Origin of the sequence: Pseudoxanthomonas kalamensis DSM 18571 (genome assembly GCF_010211745.1) — a bacterium.
In the GTDB taxonomy this organism is placed as follows: domain Bacteria; phylum Pseudomonadota; class Gammaproteobacteria; order Xanthomonadales; family Xanthomonadaceae; genus Pseudoxanthomonas_A; species Pseudoxanthomonas_A kalamensis.
In genome coordinates this window covers 405,524-418,251 of sequence record NZ_PDWQ01000002.1, presented here as the reverse complement: position 1 = coordinate 418,251, position 12,728 = coordinate 405,524, and the positions used below count along the sequence as shown (strand labels likewise).

Genomic DNA, 12,728 nt, shown 5'->3' with positions numbered 1-12,728 from the left:
CGAAGCCGGTCAGGCCGCTTCGGCGAAGGCCGGGCGGGTCAGGTTCTCCGGCTCGGCGTCGGTGCACAGCACCTCGTCCTCGATGCGGATGCCGCCGCAAGGGCGGAAGGTTTCGACGCGATCCCAGTCGATACTGTCGCCGTGGCCCTTGCGCCTGACTTGCTCCAGCAGCATGTCGATGAAGTAGATGCCCGGCTCGATGGTGACCACCATGCCCGGCTCCAGCACCCGGGTCATGCGCAGGTAGGGGTGGCCGGGCGGGCGCTCGATGCGGCCGCCGCGGTCGTCGGCGGCGAAGCCGGCCACGTCGTGCACCTGCAGGCCGATCGGATGGCCCAGCCCGTGCGGGAAGAAGGCGGCGCTGACGCCGGTTTCCAGCGCGGCCTCGGGTGACACCCGCAGCACGCCGAAGTCCTTCAGCACCCCCATCAACGCCAGATGAGCGTCGAGGTGCAGGCGCTTGTAGTCGGTGCCGGCACGGACCGCGCGCCCCAGCGCCTGCTGCACGGCGTCCACGGCATCGATCATGGCCTGGAACTCGCCGCCGCGGTCGCGGGCATGGGTGCGGGTGATGTCGCTGGCGTAGCCGCAGGCGCTGGCGCCGGCGTCGATCAGGAAGCTGCGCGACTGCGCCGGTGCGCTCGTATCGCGATCCATGTAGTGCAGTACCGCGGCGTGTTCGTTGAGGCCGACGATGTTGCCGTACGGCAGGTCGTTCGCGTCCTGGCCAACCGCGGCGCAGTAGGCCATGTGGATGTCGAATTCGCCGGCGCCGTCGCGGAAGGCGGCTTCGGCGGCGCGATGTCCGCGCACGGCCAGCCGCTGTGCCTGCCGCATCAACGCCAGTTCGTAAGGCGTCTTGTACGAGCGCCGGTATTCCAGGTACTGGACGACCGCTTCCGGGTTGTTGGGGATGTATTCGCCCAAGGCGCTTTGCGCCTCGCCGAGGATGGCGCACCGCGCGGCCGGCCCCGGCAGCAGCGGCAACGCCTGCTCCGGCGTGCGGATGACGTGGACATCGAAGTGTTCCAGCCACCATCCGCCCGGCGCTTGCGGCACCACGTGCCAGTAGTCGAACGGCTGGTGGTAGATCAGGGTCGGCTTGCGGCCCGGGGTATAGACCAGCCAGCTGTCCGGCAGCCGGGTCAGCGGCAACCAGTACTTGAACTGCGGATTGACCGCGTAGGGATAGTCGCGGTCGTCATAGAGCTGGTAGTGCAGGGAGCCGCTGGGCACCAGCAGATGGTCGAAGCCGCCGCGCGCCAGGGCTTCGTCGGCATGCCGGCACAGGGCGGCAAGATGGTCGGGATAGAGGGCGCCCGGGTCGGCGCTGCTGGCGGCGGTCATGGACGGCATCGATGAACGGAAGAGCCGTCATTCTGCCGCAGCGGCGGCACCGCTGCAGCGCCGCGCAGGTGTCGCGCGTTCAGCCGGCCTTGTTGGCCATCGATGCCGACCAGCGGCGCAGCGATTCGATCTGTTCGTCGCTGATGGCGATGAAATGCAGGCCGGCCCAGTATTGCCCCGGCGTGTTGGCCGCGCTCAGCCACAGCAGATGCGAGCCGACGTTGAAGGCGTACTCCTTGCCGCCGTTGTCGTGCAGCCGGAAGTGCAGCTGGTACAGCGCGTCCTCGCGCAGGGCAGTGCCGGCGTTGAGCAGCATGCCGGTTTCGGAGATGTTGGCGACGAAGCCGACGGTATCGCCGGTCATGGTGTCGGTCACCGGGACCGGCTGGCGGACATCGTGGCGGATCGCGCGGCGCTGGTCCTGGCTCATGCCTCGTCTCCTCCGCCGGCCAGTTGCTTCAGTGTGCGCAACGTGGCCTGCCAGGCACGGTCGATCAGACGGCCCTTGTCCTGGGTGACCACCCGCGCCTGGTCGCGCGCCATCAGCCGCGCCAGGCTGTCCAGCGACTGCTCGCCGATCCGCTGGCCGCGCTGGTTGACGAACAGGGCGTTGTCGGTGATCGGACTGAACCACGACAACCGCTGCCGGGTCACGTCGCCCTGCTGGTTCCTGACGAACTCGAACCAGGTGCCGAACGGCAGGGTGCGCAGGTAGCGGTAGCACTCTTCTTCCTGCGGCGTGCGCTCCGGAAGCTTCTGCGGCTTGCTGGCGACCTGCTCGCCAAGCCGGGTCTTTTCCTTCAGCTTCGCCGCCAGTTCGGTGCGCGACAGACCTTCGTCGTTGTCGCTGCCGGACAGGCGGCCGGCGATGGCCGCGGCTTCGTCGCCGTGATAGCCGACCTGGGTCAGCGCGGTTTCGATCTGCGGCGCCAGCTCGGGGTCGTTGGCGGCGGCGTCCTCGGCGGTGGCGGCCTCGGCGATGCGCTCGGTCACCTGCTTGACCTGGGTCCACTCGGGCGAGCCTTCGCCGTTGCGCAGCAGGGTCAGGGTCAGGGCGTCGGCCCAGGCCTGCTGCATCAGCGTCTGCACGAACTTCTGCGGCTGCTTGCCTTCCAGCGCCGAGTCGATCGCTTCGGCGGCGCGGCGGCGGGCGATTTCCAGCCGGTCCTTGCCGCGCGCGGCCTCGACATGGCGGCGCTCGGTAATCTCGGCGCGCCGCGCCTGCGCCTGCATGTGGTCCTGGATGTCGCGGTTGGCCTGTTCGAAGACCTCCTCGCCCTCGCCGGTGTATTCGGCCACGACCCGGTCGACCGCGTCCTGCAGCTTGCGCACCAGGATCGGATCGACCTCTTCTTCGTCCAGCCAGTTGGCGCCGGATTCGGCCACCGAGTTGACCAGTTCGCGCGCCGGGTGCTGCGGGCGGATGAAGAACGAACGGTCGTTCAGCGCGGCCTGCGCCATCGGTACCTGCAGGCGGACCAGCAGTTCGACCGCCGGTGCGTCGCGGCGCACTTCGCGCTCGACTTCGTTGTACAGCAGGTCCAGCAGCTCGAAGGTGTCCGCGTCCTCCTGCACCATCGTCGCCTGCGGGCCGTGCTGCTCGCGCATCTGCTGCAGCAAGCCGGCCTGCACGTCGCGCAGGCTGCGGTGGCGCTGCCCGGGCACCATGCGCACCGGCTGCGCCTGCAACGCGCGCAACGTGGTCAGCACCTCCCGGGTCGGAATGGCGAGCGCGCCATCGGCGGCCGAACCCTCGGAGCCATCGAAGGCCACTCCACCGCCGCTGCCGGCAAGATCGCTGGCATTGCCACCACCGCTTCCGCCGGTGCCACCGCCGCCAACACTGACGGCGCCACCAGCCGTGCCGCCCGCACCACCACCAGTCGTACCGCCTCCAGCATTACTCACGCCGCCGCCTGCCTGCGCAGTGGCGGCGCGCCGTCCGGACAGCAGTTGCTGCAGGGTGGCGAAGGAGGTCATGTCCGCGGCGGGGGCGGAAGGTGCGGAGGCCGGGCCCGGACGGGCGCCGCCCGCGGGTGAGGTCAGCGGGGTCCAGGCCGAGGGCGAGGATTGTCCGTGCCAGCCGGTCATCGGCCGGTTGCCGTCGGCGGCATGGGTTCCGGCGCTTGCCGGCGCCTTGTTGGACCCCCGCGGACGTGCGGCTTGCGGGGTCCGGCTGCGTTGCGGGGCGTAGATCAGCCCGGGCAGCACGCCCTGTTCGGCGAGCAGTTCGTTGAGAGCGTCGATCCAGCCGGCGTACTCGGCCATGCCGCGCTGTTCGAACACCCGGAACAGCAGCAGCTGCGATTCCAGATCCAGCTGCAGCACCGGGATCGAATCGCGCAGGGCATTGGCCAGCGATTGCGGGCCGGCCGGAATGCGGGTGGCCGAGAAGGCCGGTTGCGCGGCCAGCACGCCGAAGCGCTGACCCAGCAGGTACAGCGGGGTATGCGCCCGGGTCTCGTGGCGACGGACGATTTCGCGCAGGGCGATCTCCAGGTCCATGGTCGCGTCTTCGACTAGGGTCAGGGTCCGGTATTCGATCGGGTCGGCATCGACGTTGTCGGGCTGGGCCGGCAGTTCGCGGATCGTTGCCAGCTGCGCGTCCAGCGTCGCCAGCATGTTCGGCAGCAGGTTGCTGCGGTGCAGCCGCAACGCATGCAGGTTGGCCATCAACTCGGCCTGACGGTCGTTGTTGTGCGCCCGTTCGGCCAACTTGAACAGCTGGTGCTCGAGTTCGGTCAGGGTACCGTTGATGCGCTCGCTCAGATCGGTCGAAACCGTCGTCGAGTACGCATCAAGGATTTTCCGTACCGGTTTCGGAATCTCGGCCGGCGCCGGGCGGTTTGGTGGTTGATTGGTCGGCATGAAATGCTGCGGCTTGTCCCCTTGAGTCTATTTAACATATTCCGGCTGAATCCGGCCGCTGCCGAGGGGGGAATGGTGGCCAGTAATGTGACTTACCGCTCCTGTGTGCCTGCCGCCAGGAACAGCGAGATGACATCGTTGGCGAACCGCCGGCCCAGCGCCGTGGGAGCGACCTGATCGCCGGCGCGGCGCAGCCAGCCGCGCGCGATGGCGGTAGCCAGTTCGCCAGCGATCAGGTCGCGGCCACAGCCGCTGCGGCGCTCGAAATCGGATAGGTCGAAGCCCGTATTCAGGCGCAGGGCATTGAGCATGTATTCGAACGGGCGCTGCTCCGGCGCGATGCGCTCATCGCCACCGAGGGCTTCGTCGCTGCCGGCCGCGGCCAGATAGCGGGTCGGGTGCTTCAGCTTCCAGCGGCGCAGGATCGTCTGCTCGCTGCCTAATGTGAGTTTTCCGTGGGCACCGGCGCCGATCCCGAGGTAGTCGCCGAAGCGCCAGTAGTTCAGGTTGTGCGCGCATTGGCGGTCGGGGCGGGCGTAAGCGCTGGTCTCGTACTGCGCATAACCGGCATCGGCCAGCCGCTGCTGGCAGCGCTCCTGCATGTCCCAGGCGGCATCCTCGTCGGGAATGTCCTGCGGCGGGCGGGCGAAGAACAGCGTGTTCGGCTCCAGCGTCAGCTGGTAGTGCGAGACGTGCGCCGGCTGCAGGGCGAAGGCGCGTTCCAGGTCGGCCTCGGCCATCGCCAGGGTCTGTTCCGGCAGGGCGTACATCAGGTCCAGATTGAGGTTGTCCAGGCCGGCGTCCTGGGCCAGTTTCACCGCGTGCCCGGCTTCGGCGCTGTCGTGGATGCGGCCCAGCCGCCGCAGGCAGCCATCGTCGAAACTCTGGATGCCGAAGCTGATCCGGTTGACCCCGGCGCGGCGATAGTCGTGGAAGCGGCCGTGCTCGGCGGTGCCGGGGTTGGTCTCCAAGGTGATTTCGCAGTCGGGAGCGAAACGCAGCCGGTTGCTGGCCGCCTGCAGGAAGCGGTCGATCTGCTCGGCCGGGAACAGGCTGGGGGTGCCGCCGCCGAAGAACACGCTGTGCACGCTGCGGCCCCAGACCAGCGGCAGGTCGAAATCCAGGTCGCGGATCAGCGCATCGACATACTCGGCGAACGGCAGCGGACCGCGCCCTTCGTGCGAATTGAAATCGCAGTACGGGCATTTGCGCACGCACCAGGGCAGGTGCACGTACAGCGACAGCGGCGGCGGGATCAGCATGGCGGCCATTGTAGGAGTGGCGTAAGCCGCGATGGAGCTTTCCCATGAAAGCCTCTCGCGGCTTGCGCCGCTGCTACTGCAGGTGCGCCAGCTTGAGCTTCAATGCCGCCAGCGCTTGTCCGCGGTGGCTCAGGCAGTTCTTCAGCGCCGAAGGCATCTGCGCGGCAGAGCAATCATGTGCCGGGTCGAAGAACACCGGGTCGTAGCCGAAGCCGCCTTCGCCGCTGCGCGCCGACAGGATGCGCCCGCGCCATTCGCCTTCGGCGATCAGCGGGCGCGGGTCCTTGGCATGGCGGACCAGTACCAGCACGCAATGGAACTGCGCCGTGCGTCCGTCTTCCGGCACGTCGCGCAGCTGCTCCAGCAACCTGTCGATATTGGCCTGCGCATCGCCGTGGGTGCCGGCGTAGCGAGCCGAATACAGGCCCGGCGCACCGCCCAGCGCATCCACGCACAGGCCGGAGTCGTCGCCGATCGCCGCCAGCCCGGTCGCGCGTGCGGCATGCCGCGCCTTCAGCAGCGCGTTCTCGACGAAGCTCAGCCCGGTTTCCTCGGCATCGTCCACGCCCAAGTCGCCCTGCGCGACCAGTTCGATGCCGTCGTCGGCCAGCAGTTCGCGCAATTCGGCCAGCTTGCCGGCATTGGACGAGGCCAGGACCAGTTTCATCGCGCGGGTGCTCAGCCGGCCAGCGCCGCCTGTTGTGCGGCCAGCAGCTCCCCGACGCCCGTCTGCGCCAGTCCGAGCAACGCGTCCAGTTCGTCGCGGCGGAAGGCATGGCCCTCGGCGGTGCCTTGCAGCTCGATGAAGCCGCCGCCGTCGTTCATGACCACGTTCATGTCGGTGTCGCAGTCGCTGTCCTCGGCGTAATCCAGGTCCAGCACCGGCACGCCGCGGTACACGCCGACCGAAACCGCAGCGACCGCGCCGAGGATCGGATTGCGCTTGAGTTCGCCGCCCGCCAACAGCCGGTTCACCGCGTCGACCAGGGCGACGTAGGCGCCGGTGATGGCGGCGGTGCGGGTGCCGCCGTCGGCCTGAAGCACATCGCAGTCCAGGGTGATGGTGCGTTCGCCCAGCGCGCCGCGATCGACGCAGGCGCGCAGCGCGCGGCCGATCAGGCGCTGGATTTCCAGCGTGCGCCCGCCCTGCTTGCCGCGCGCGGCTTCGCGATCACTGCGGGTATGGGTGGAGCGCGGCAGCATGCCGTACTCGGCGGTGACCCAGCCTTCGCCCTTGCCGCGCAGGAAGGCGGGAACGCGGTTCTCCACGCTGGCCGTGCACAGCACGCGGGTGTCGCCGAAGGAAATCAGCACCGAACCCTCGGCATGGCGGGTGAAGCCGCGCTGGATCGCGACCGTGCGGAGCTGGTCGGCGGCGCGGCCACTGGGGCGGGAGAAGCTCATGCGGAAATCCGGCAACGGGGCGCGCTAGGTTACCATTCGCTTCCGCGCCACCGATCGGGAAACCGCATGATCCGCAGCATGACCGCCTACGCCGCCGTCGAGCGCGCCATCGAAGGCGACGCACTGGTCGGCGAACTGCGCTCGGTCAACCACCGCTTCCTCGAACTCGGTCTGCGGCTGCCGGAGGAGTTGCGCGTATTCGAGCCGCAGCTGCGCGAACGCATCGCCGCGCGTGTCAATCGCGGCAAGCTGGATTTCAGCCTGCGCCTGCGCATGGGCGATGGCGGCGCCGCGTTGCGGCTGGACCCGGCCCGGGTCGCGCAACTGGCCGAACTGTCGCTGGACCTGGCGGCGCGCTTTCCCGGCGTGCAGACCGACCTGGCCGGCCTGTTGCAGTTTCCCGGCCTGTTGCAGAGCCGGGCGCTGGATGCCGATGCGCTGCAGGCGGCGGTATTCACCTTGCTGGACGAACTGCTCGACCAGTTCCTCGCCGCGCGCGAACGCGAGGGCGGCAAGCTGGCCGCGGCAATCGCCGAACGCGTGGACGGTATCGCCGCGCAGGCAGCCGCCGTGCGCGAACTGATCCCCGACATTCGCAGCGGCCAGCGGCAGAAGCTGCAGGCCAGGCTGGCCGACCTGGCCCAGGACGCCGATCCCGGCCGGGTCGAGCAGGAACTGGTGCTGTGGCTGCAGAAGCTGGACGTGGATGAGGAGTTGGATCGCCTGGATAGCCATGTCGCCGAGATCCGCCGCGTGCTGAAGCAGGGCGGGCCGGTCGGCCGCCGGCTCGACTTCTTGCTGCAGGAATTCAACCGCGAGGCCAACACTCTGGGTTCCAAGTCGGTCGATGTGCGCACCACCAACATCGCGGTCGAGCTGAAGGTGCTGATCGACCAGATTCGCGAGCAGGCGCAGAACATCGAATGAACATGCGCGGAACCCTGTACATCGTCGCCGCGCCGTCGGGCGCCGGCAAATCCAGCATCGTCAACGCGGTGCTGGCGCGCGACCCGCAGATCGCGCTGTCGATCTCCTTCACTTCGCGCGCGCCGCGCCCCGGCGAACGGCATGCAGAGCACTACCACTTCGTCGGCGAGGACGAGTTCCGGCGCATGATCGATGCCGGCGATTTTTTCGAGTACGCGCGTGTCCACGGCGACTGGAAGGGCACGGCGCGGCAGTCGTTGGAGCCGCAGCTGGCCGCCGGCAAGGACGTGCTGCTGGAGATCGACTGGCAGGGCGCGCAGCAGGTCAAGGCCAAGGTGCCCGACGCGGTCGGGGTGTTCATTCTGCCGCCGTCGCGCGACGCGCTGGAGCAACGCATGCGCAAGCGCGGCCAGGACAGCGAGGACGTGATCGCCCGGCGCATGGCCAATGCCCGCGAGGAGATGTCGCACTATGGCGAGTTCGACTTCGTCATCGTCAACGAGGTGTTCGAACGCGCGGTGGACGAGATGCAGGCGATCTTTACCGCCAGCCGCCTGCGCCGGACGCGGCAGGCCGAGCGTCACGCTGGGCTGATCCGGACCCTGCTGGACGGCTGAGCCGGGCCCGGCCGCAGGCATCGGAAAGCCCTGCAAGTGGCTGATTGAAAAGGGACTGCTTGCCCCGGGAGGCTTCCCGGACTACAATCCGCGCCCTTTCCCTTTACTTGTCGCGCGGCCGGCCGGCCGCCGGGAGCCCGCATGGCCCGCATCACCGTAGAAGATTGCCTGGAAGTCGTCGACAACCGTTTCGAGCTGGTCATGATGGCCGCCAAGCGCGCCCGCCAGCTGGCCAACGGCGTCGAGCCGACCCTGGACAACAGCGAATCCGAGGACAAGCCGACCGTGCTGGCGCTGCGCGAGATCGCCGCGCGCAGCATCGATGACGACTTGATCGAGCAGGTCGAGAAGGCCGAACGCGAGCGTGCCGAGCGCGAGGCGATGGAATGGGCCGCCGCCGAAGTGGTCGCCGACGAGGACATGTCGAAGAACGACGATTGATCCCGGCACCGCATTTGCCCGATCAAGGACGGCCCGCCTGATGCGGGCCGTTCGCGTTTGCGAAGCCCGGCGGCGGCGGCCGGCGTTGCCGTCCATCCGGCGCTGGCATAGGCTTCGGGCATGAGTCCGGGCCGTTCCGCCAACGCCGTGCCGCCGCATGCTTCCGAACCGGAGGGCGTGCCCGAGTACGTCCGCAAGCTGGAGCGCGCCGCGTCCTACCTGTCCGCCGAGCAGCTGGCGCAGCTGCGACGGGCCTGGCAAGTGGGCGCCGCCGCGCACGAGGGCCAGTTGCGCAAGTCCGGCGAGGCGTACATCACCCATCCGGTGGCGGTGGCCGGGGTGCTGGCCGAACTGGGGCTGGATACCGAAACGCTGATCGCGGCGATCCTGCACGACACCATCGAGGACACCCCGCTGACCCATGCCGAGATCGTCGCCGAGTTCGGCGAGACGGTCGCCGAGCTGGTCGAGGGCGTCACCAAGCTGGACAAGCTGAAGTTCCGCGACCGCCAGGAGGCCGCGGCCGAAAGCTTCCGCAAGATGCTGCTGGCGATGTCGCGCGACCTGCGCGTGATCATGATCAAGCTGGCCGACCGCCTGCACAACATGCGCACGCTGGGCGCGCAGAGTCCGGACGCGCGCCGGCGCATTGCGCGCGAGACGCTGGACATCTACGCGCCGATCGCCCAGCGGCTGGGGATGAACCTGGTCAAGTCGGAACTGCAGGACCTCAGCTTCCGTGCGATGTTCCCGTGGCGGCATGCGGTCATCGACAAGCACATCCGCAGCCGGCCGGTGGTACGGCGCGAGGCGATGGCGCAGATCGAGGTGCAGCTGTCGCAGAGCCTGGCCAAGGAAGGCATCGACCATCGCCTGATCAGCCGGATCAAGACCCCGTGGAGCATCTACAACAAGATGCATGCGGAAGGAAAGAGCTTCGACCAGGTCATGGACGTGTTCGGTTTCCGGGTGGTGGTCGGCTCGGTGCCGGACTGCTACCACGCGCTGGGCGCGGTGCATGCGCAGTACAAGCCGCTGGACGGGCGTTTCCGCGATTTCATCGCCATTCCCAAGGCCAACGGCTACCAGTCGCTGCACACGGTGCTGTTCGGCCCGTACGGTTCGCCGATCGAGGTGCAGATCCGCACCGAGGAAATGGACCTGATCGCCGAACGCGGAATCGCCGCGCACTGGAGCTACAAGTTCGGTGCGGAGGCGCCGAACAGCGCGCAGAGCCGCGCTCATGCCTGGATCGTCGAACTGATCGAGAATCAGCGCGCCGCCGGTTCTTCGCTGGAATTCCTCGACAACGTCAAGGTCGACCTGTTCCCGGACGAGGTCTACGTGTTCACGCCCAAGGGCAAGATCCTGTCGTTGCCGCGCAATTCCACCGCGCTCGACTTCGCCTATGCCGTGCACACCGACATCGGCAACCGGGCAGTGGCCGCGCGGGTGGACAAGAAGCTGGCGCCGCTGCGCACCAAGTTGGTCAGCGGACAGAGCGTGGAAATCATCATCGCCAAGTCGGCCACGCCGAAGCCGCAGTGGCTGGAATTCGTCGTCACCAGCAAGGCGCGCACGGCGATCCGCCACCAGCTCAAGCAGCTCGAGCACGAGTACGCGGTGCAATTGGGCCACCGCATGCTGGACAGCGCGCTGGAAGAACTGGACAGCTCGCTGGAGCGGCTGCCGCAGCAGCGGCTGGAGGCGTTCCTGGCCGAGCACCGCTATCCGCGACTGGAGGCGCTGCTGGCCGACGTGGCGCTGGGCAACTGGATGCCGGCGCAGGCCGCGCAGGCGCTGACCGCCTACGCCGAACTGCGCAGTGGCAGCCAGTCCCGGCATTCGCAGGAAAAGATATTGATCACCGGCAGCGAGCGCGGGGTGGTCAGCTTCGCCCAGTGCTGCCTGCCGATCCCCGGCGACGAGATCATGGGCTATCACACCGCCGGCAAGGGCGTGGTCGTGCACCGGCTGGATTGCCCAAACGTGGCCGAGTTCCGCAAGTCGCCGGACCGCTGGGTGCCGATTGCCTGGGACCCGAACGTCAGCGGCGATTTCGACGCCGCGCTGCTGATCGACGTGGAGAACCGCACCGGGGTGCTGGCGCAGGTGGCCGCGGCGGTGGCGCAGAGCCAGTCCAACATCGACCGCGTCGAATACCTCGAGCGCGACATGCACGCGGCGGTGCTGCGCTTCTCGATCCAGGTCCGCGACCGCAACCACCTGGCCGAGGTCATGCGCCGCCTGCGCCGCCTGCATGTGGTCAGCGGCGTGCGCCGGCAGTTGTAGGCGCACGCGCAGGCAAGGGCGGTCACGGATGGCGGGACGCCGGTAGAATGCCAAGTTTCAGAGCCAGCTTCCGGAGTGCCCAGCATGAGCAAGCAGATCGTCCACACCGAACAGGCTCCGGCCGCCATTGGCCCGTATTCGCAGGCGGTGCGGGTCGGCGACACGGTGTATTTCTCCGGACAGATTCCGCTCGACCCCGCGACCGGCGAGGTGGTCGCCGGCGGCATCGACGCGCAGGCGCGGCGCGCCTTCGACAACCTGAAGGCGGTGGCCGAGGCGGCCGGTGGCTCGCTCGACCGGATCGTCCGCCTCGGCCTGTTCCTTACCGACCTGGGCGAGTTCGCCGCGGTCAATGCGGTGATGCAGGAATACTTCCAGGCGCCGTATCCGGCACGCTCGACGATCCAGGTCGCGGCCCTGCCCAAGGGCGTGGGCTTCGAAGTCGAAGCGACGATGGTGCTGGGCTGAGGTCCGTTCCCGGCGCCGCGATCAATTTGCCAGCGTGCGCGCCTGGCTGGGTGTGTGCCCGGTCCAGCGCTTGAAGGCGCGGCGGAACTCGCGCGCATCGTTGAAGCCCAGCTGGCTGCCAACCTGGGCGATGCCCAGCTTGTGGTTCTCCAGCAGTTCCAGCGCACGTTCGGTGCGCACGCGGTCGTGGATGTCGCTGTAGCACTGGCCTTCTTCCGCCAGCCGCCGGCGCAGGGTGCGTCCGCTCAGGTGCAGGCGGGTGGCGATGTCGTCCATCTTCGGGTTCTCGCGCAGGCGCGGACGCAGCTGACGCTCGACCGCGGCGATGGTTTCCCCGGCGTTGCCCTGGGTCGTGGCCATCTGCGCCTGGCACATCGCCAGCGCCTGTCGCGAACTGACCGGGTTGTGGTGCGGAAACGGCAGCGACAGCCAGCGCCGTTCCAGCACCAGCCGGTTGTGGGACTGATCGAACAGCACCGGGCATCCGAACAGCTCCCGATACTGCCCGGCATGCGCCGGCGCCGGGTAGGCCAGTTCGACCCGCGTGGGCGCGAAGCGTGAGTCGGTCAGTTCGCGCGCCAGCATCAGCAGGCTGGAGAACATTTCCTCGCACAGGAATGGCAGGATCTCCGGTACCTTCAGCGGCGGCGTGGCGGTGACCGCCACGTGTTGCCCGTCGACATCGTCCAGCCGCAGGTCGAGCAGCGGGCCCTGGTTCTGCTGGAAGTCCAGGCCGATCCGCACCGCCTCGCCGAAATCGCGCGCCATCCGCATCGCCAGGCCGAGCAGGCCGAAGTTGCTGCCGTTCTGCCTGGCCCCGATTGCCAGCCCGGGCGCCGGCGCCGGCAGGCTGCGCAGGGCGCGGCGGATGACGGTGGCGGCCTGGCGGTAGGACACGCGGACTTGCGGGTCGCAGGTTTCGCCCGGACTCAGGCGCAGGCCGGCGAACCAGGGCTGGCAATCGATTCCCTGTTCCTCGGCCAGCAGCACCAGACTGCACAGCATATTGGTCGGCAGATTGGCCGCGACCAGACGCCGGTCGTTGCCCGCTTCGATGTGCTGATCCACGCTGGCCCCTCCAGCTTGTCCGCTTTGCCCCCCC

Annotated in this window: 12 protein-coding genes; 5 read left to right on the top strand and 7 right to left on the bottom strand. The window is 68.5% G+C overall.

The annotated features are described in order from the left end of the window. Positions 1 to 9: 9 nt before the first annotated feature. The 6 genes from pepQ to rph form a co-directional block, all read right to left on the bottom strand. Entirely contained in the window at positions 10 to 1,347 is a 1,338-nt protein-coding gene (pepQ, locus tag CSC70_RS05905; protein WP_162455727.1) for a Xaa-Pro dipeptidase, read from the bottom strand. Positions 1,348 to 1,426: 79 nt separating this feature from the next. Then, positions 1,427 to 1,777 carry a PilZ domain-containing protein gene (locus CSC70_RS05900; RefSeq protein ID WP_162455726.1) on the bottom strand — a complete coding sequence of 117 codons (351 nt, stop codon included), beginning with the start codon at positions 1,775 to 1,777 and terminating at the stop codon, positions 1,427 to 1,429. Then, positions 1,774 to 4,215, bottom strand: a complete 2,442-nt coding sequence (locus CSC70_RS05895) for a DUF1631 domain-containing protein (RefSeq protein ID WP_162455725.1) — start codon at positions 4,213 to 4,215, stop codon at positions 1,774 to 1,776. Before CSC70_RS05895 ends, CSC70_RS05900 begins: the two co-directional genes overlap by 4 nt. 92 nt (positions 4,216 to 4,307) lie before the next feature. Next, positions 4,308 to 5,486, bottom strand: coding sequence for a radical SAM family heme chaperone HemW (hemW, locus tag CSC70_RS05890; protein ID WP_162455724.1), 1,179 nt, complete (start codon positions 5,484 to 5,486; stop codon positions 4,308 to 4,310). A gap of 64 nt (positions 5,487 to 5,550) precedes the next feature. Further along, entirely contained in the window at positions 5,551 to 6,144 is a 594-nt protein-coding gene (gene rdgB / locus CSC70_RS05885; protein WP_162455723.1) for an RdgB/HAM1 family non-canonical purine NTP pyrophosphatase, read from the bottom strand. 11 nt (positions 6,145 to 6,155) lie between these two features. After that, positions 6,156 to 6,881: a ribonuclease PH gene (gene rph, locus CSC70_RS05880; RefSeq protein WP_162455722.1), complete on the bottom strand. Its 726-nt coding sequence runs from the start codon at positions 6,879 to 6,881 to the stop codon at positions 6,156 to 6,158. 66 nt (positions 6,882 to 6,947) lie between these two features. On the opposite strand from rph, the gene CSC70_RS05875 reads away from it, so the two are divergent. The 5 genes from CSC70_RS05875 (at position 6,948) to CSC70_RS05855 (ending at position 11,626) form a co-directional block, all read left to right on the top strand. Further along, complete coding sequence (locus tag CSC70_RS05875) at positions 6,948 to 7,808, top strand: YicC/YloC family endoribonuclease (protein WP_162455721.1); 861 nt, start codon at positions 6,948 to 6,950, stop codon at positions 7,806 to 7,808. Between the two features lie 2 nt (positions 7,809 to 7,810). Further along, on the top strand, positions 7,811 to 8,425 hold the full coding sequence (gmk, locus tag CSC70_RS05870; RefSeq protein WP_162455844.1) for a guanylate kinase: 615 nt from the start codon (positions 7,811 to 7,813) through the stop codon (positions 8,423 to 8,425). Between the two features lie 141 nt (positions 8,426 to 8,566). After that, positions 8,567 to 8,866 (top strand): DNA-directed RNA polymerase subunit omega, encoded by a 300-nt coding sequence (rpoZ, locus tag CSC70_RS05865; RefSeq protein ID WP_162455720.1) that lies wholly within the window; start codon positions 8,567 to 8,569, stop codon positions 8,864 to 8,866. Between the two features lie 120 nt (positions 8,867 to 8,986). Beyond that, positions 8,987 to 11,158, top strand: a complete 2,172-nt coding sequence (locus CSC70_RS05860) for a RelA/SpoT family protein (RefSeq protein ID WP_162455719.1) — start codon at positions 8,987 to 8,989, stop codon at positions 11,156 to 11,158. An 84-nt stretch (positions 11,159 to 11,242) separates the two neighbouring features. Next, positions 11,243 to 11,626, top strand: coding sequence for a RidA family protein (locus CSC70_RS05855; RefSeq protein ID WP_162455718.1), 384 nt, complete (start codon positions 11,243 to 11,245; stop codon positions 11,624 to 11,626). 21 nt (positions 11,627 to 11,647) lie between these two features. On the opposite strand, the gene CSC70_RS05850 is transcribed toward CSC70_RS05855, so the two are convergent. Further along, positions 11,648 to 12,694, bottom strand: coding sequence for an AraC family transcriptional regulator (locus CSC70_RS05850; RefSeq protein WP_162455717.1), 1,047 nt, complete (start codon positions 12,692 to 12,694; stop codon positions 11,648 to 11,650). Between the last annotated feature and the right edge of the window lie 34 nt (positions 12,695 to 12,728).

Coding starts and splice junctions, on each gene's coding strand:
- CSC70_RS05900 (WP_162455726.1), bottom strand. CDS start 1,777: ATGAGCCAGGACCAGCGCCGCGCGATCCGCCACGATGTCCGCCAGCCG.
- CSC70_RS05855 (WP_162455718.1), top strand. CDS start 11,243: ATGAGCAAGCAGATCGTCCACACCGAACAGGCTCCGGCCGCCATTGGC.
- rdgB (WP_162455723.1), bottom strand. CDS start 6,144: ATGAAACTGGTCCTGGCCTCGTCCAATGCCGGCAAGCTGGCCGAATTG.
- rpoZ (WP_162455720.1), top strand. CDS start 8,567: ATGGCCCGCATCACCGTAGAAGATTGCCTGGAAGTCGTCGACAACCGT.
- pepQ (WP_162455727.1), bottom strand. CDS start 1,347: ATGACCGCCGCCAGCAGCGCCGACCCGGGCGCCCTCTATCCCGACCAT.
- CSC70_RS05860 (WP_162455719.1), top strand. CDS start 8,987: ATGAGTCCGGGCCGTTCCGCCAACGCCGTGCCGCCGCATGCTTCCGAA.
- CSC70_RS05895 (WP_162455725.1), bottom strand. CDS start 4,215: ATGCCGACCAATCAACCACCAAACCGCCCGGCGCCGGCCGAGATTCCG.
- gmk (WP_162455844.1), top strand. CDS start 7,811: ATGCGCGGAACCCTGTACATCGTCGCCGCGCCGTCGGGCGCCGGCAAA.
- rph (WP_162455722.1), bottom strand. CDS start 6,881: ATGAGCTTCTCCCGCCCCAGTGGCCGCGCCGCCGACCAGCTCCGCACG.
- hemW (WP_162455724.1), bottom strand. CDS start 5,486: ATGGCCGCCATGCTGATCCCGCCGCCGCTGTCGCTGTACGTGCACCTG.
- CSC70_RS05875 (WP_162455721.1), top strand. CDS start 6,948: ATGATCCGCAGCATGACCGCCTACGCCGCCGTCGAGCGCGCCATCGAA.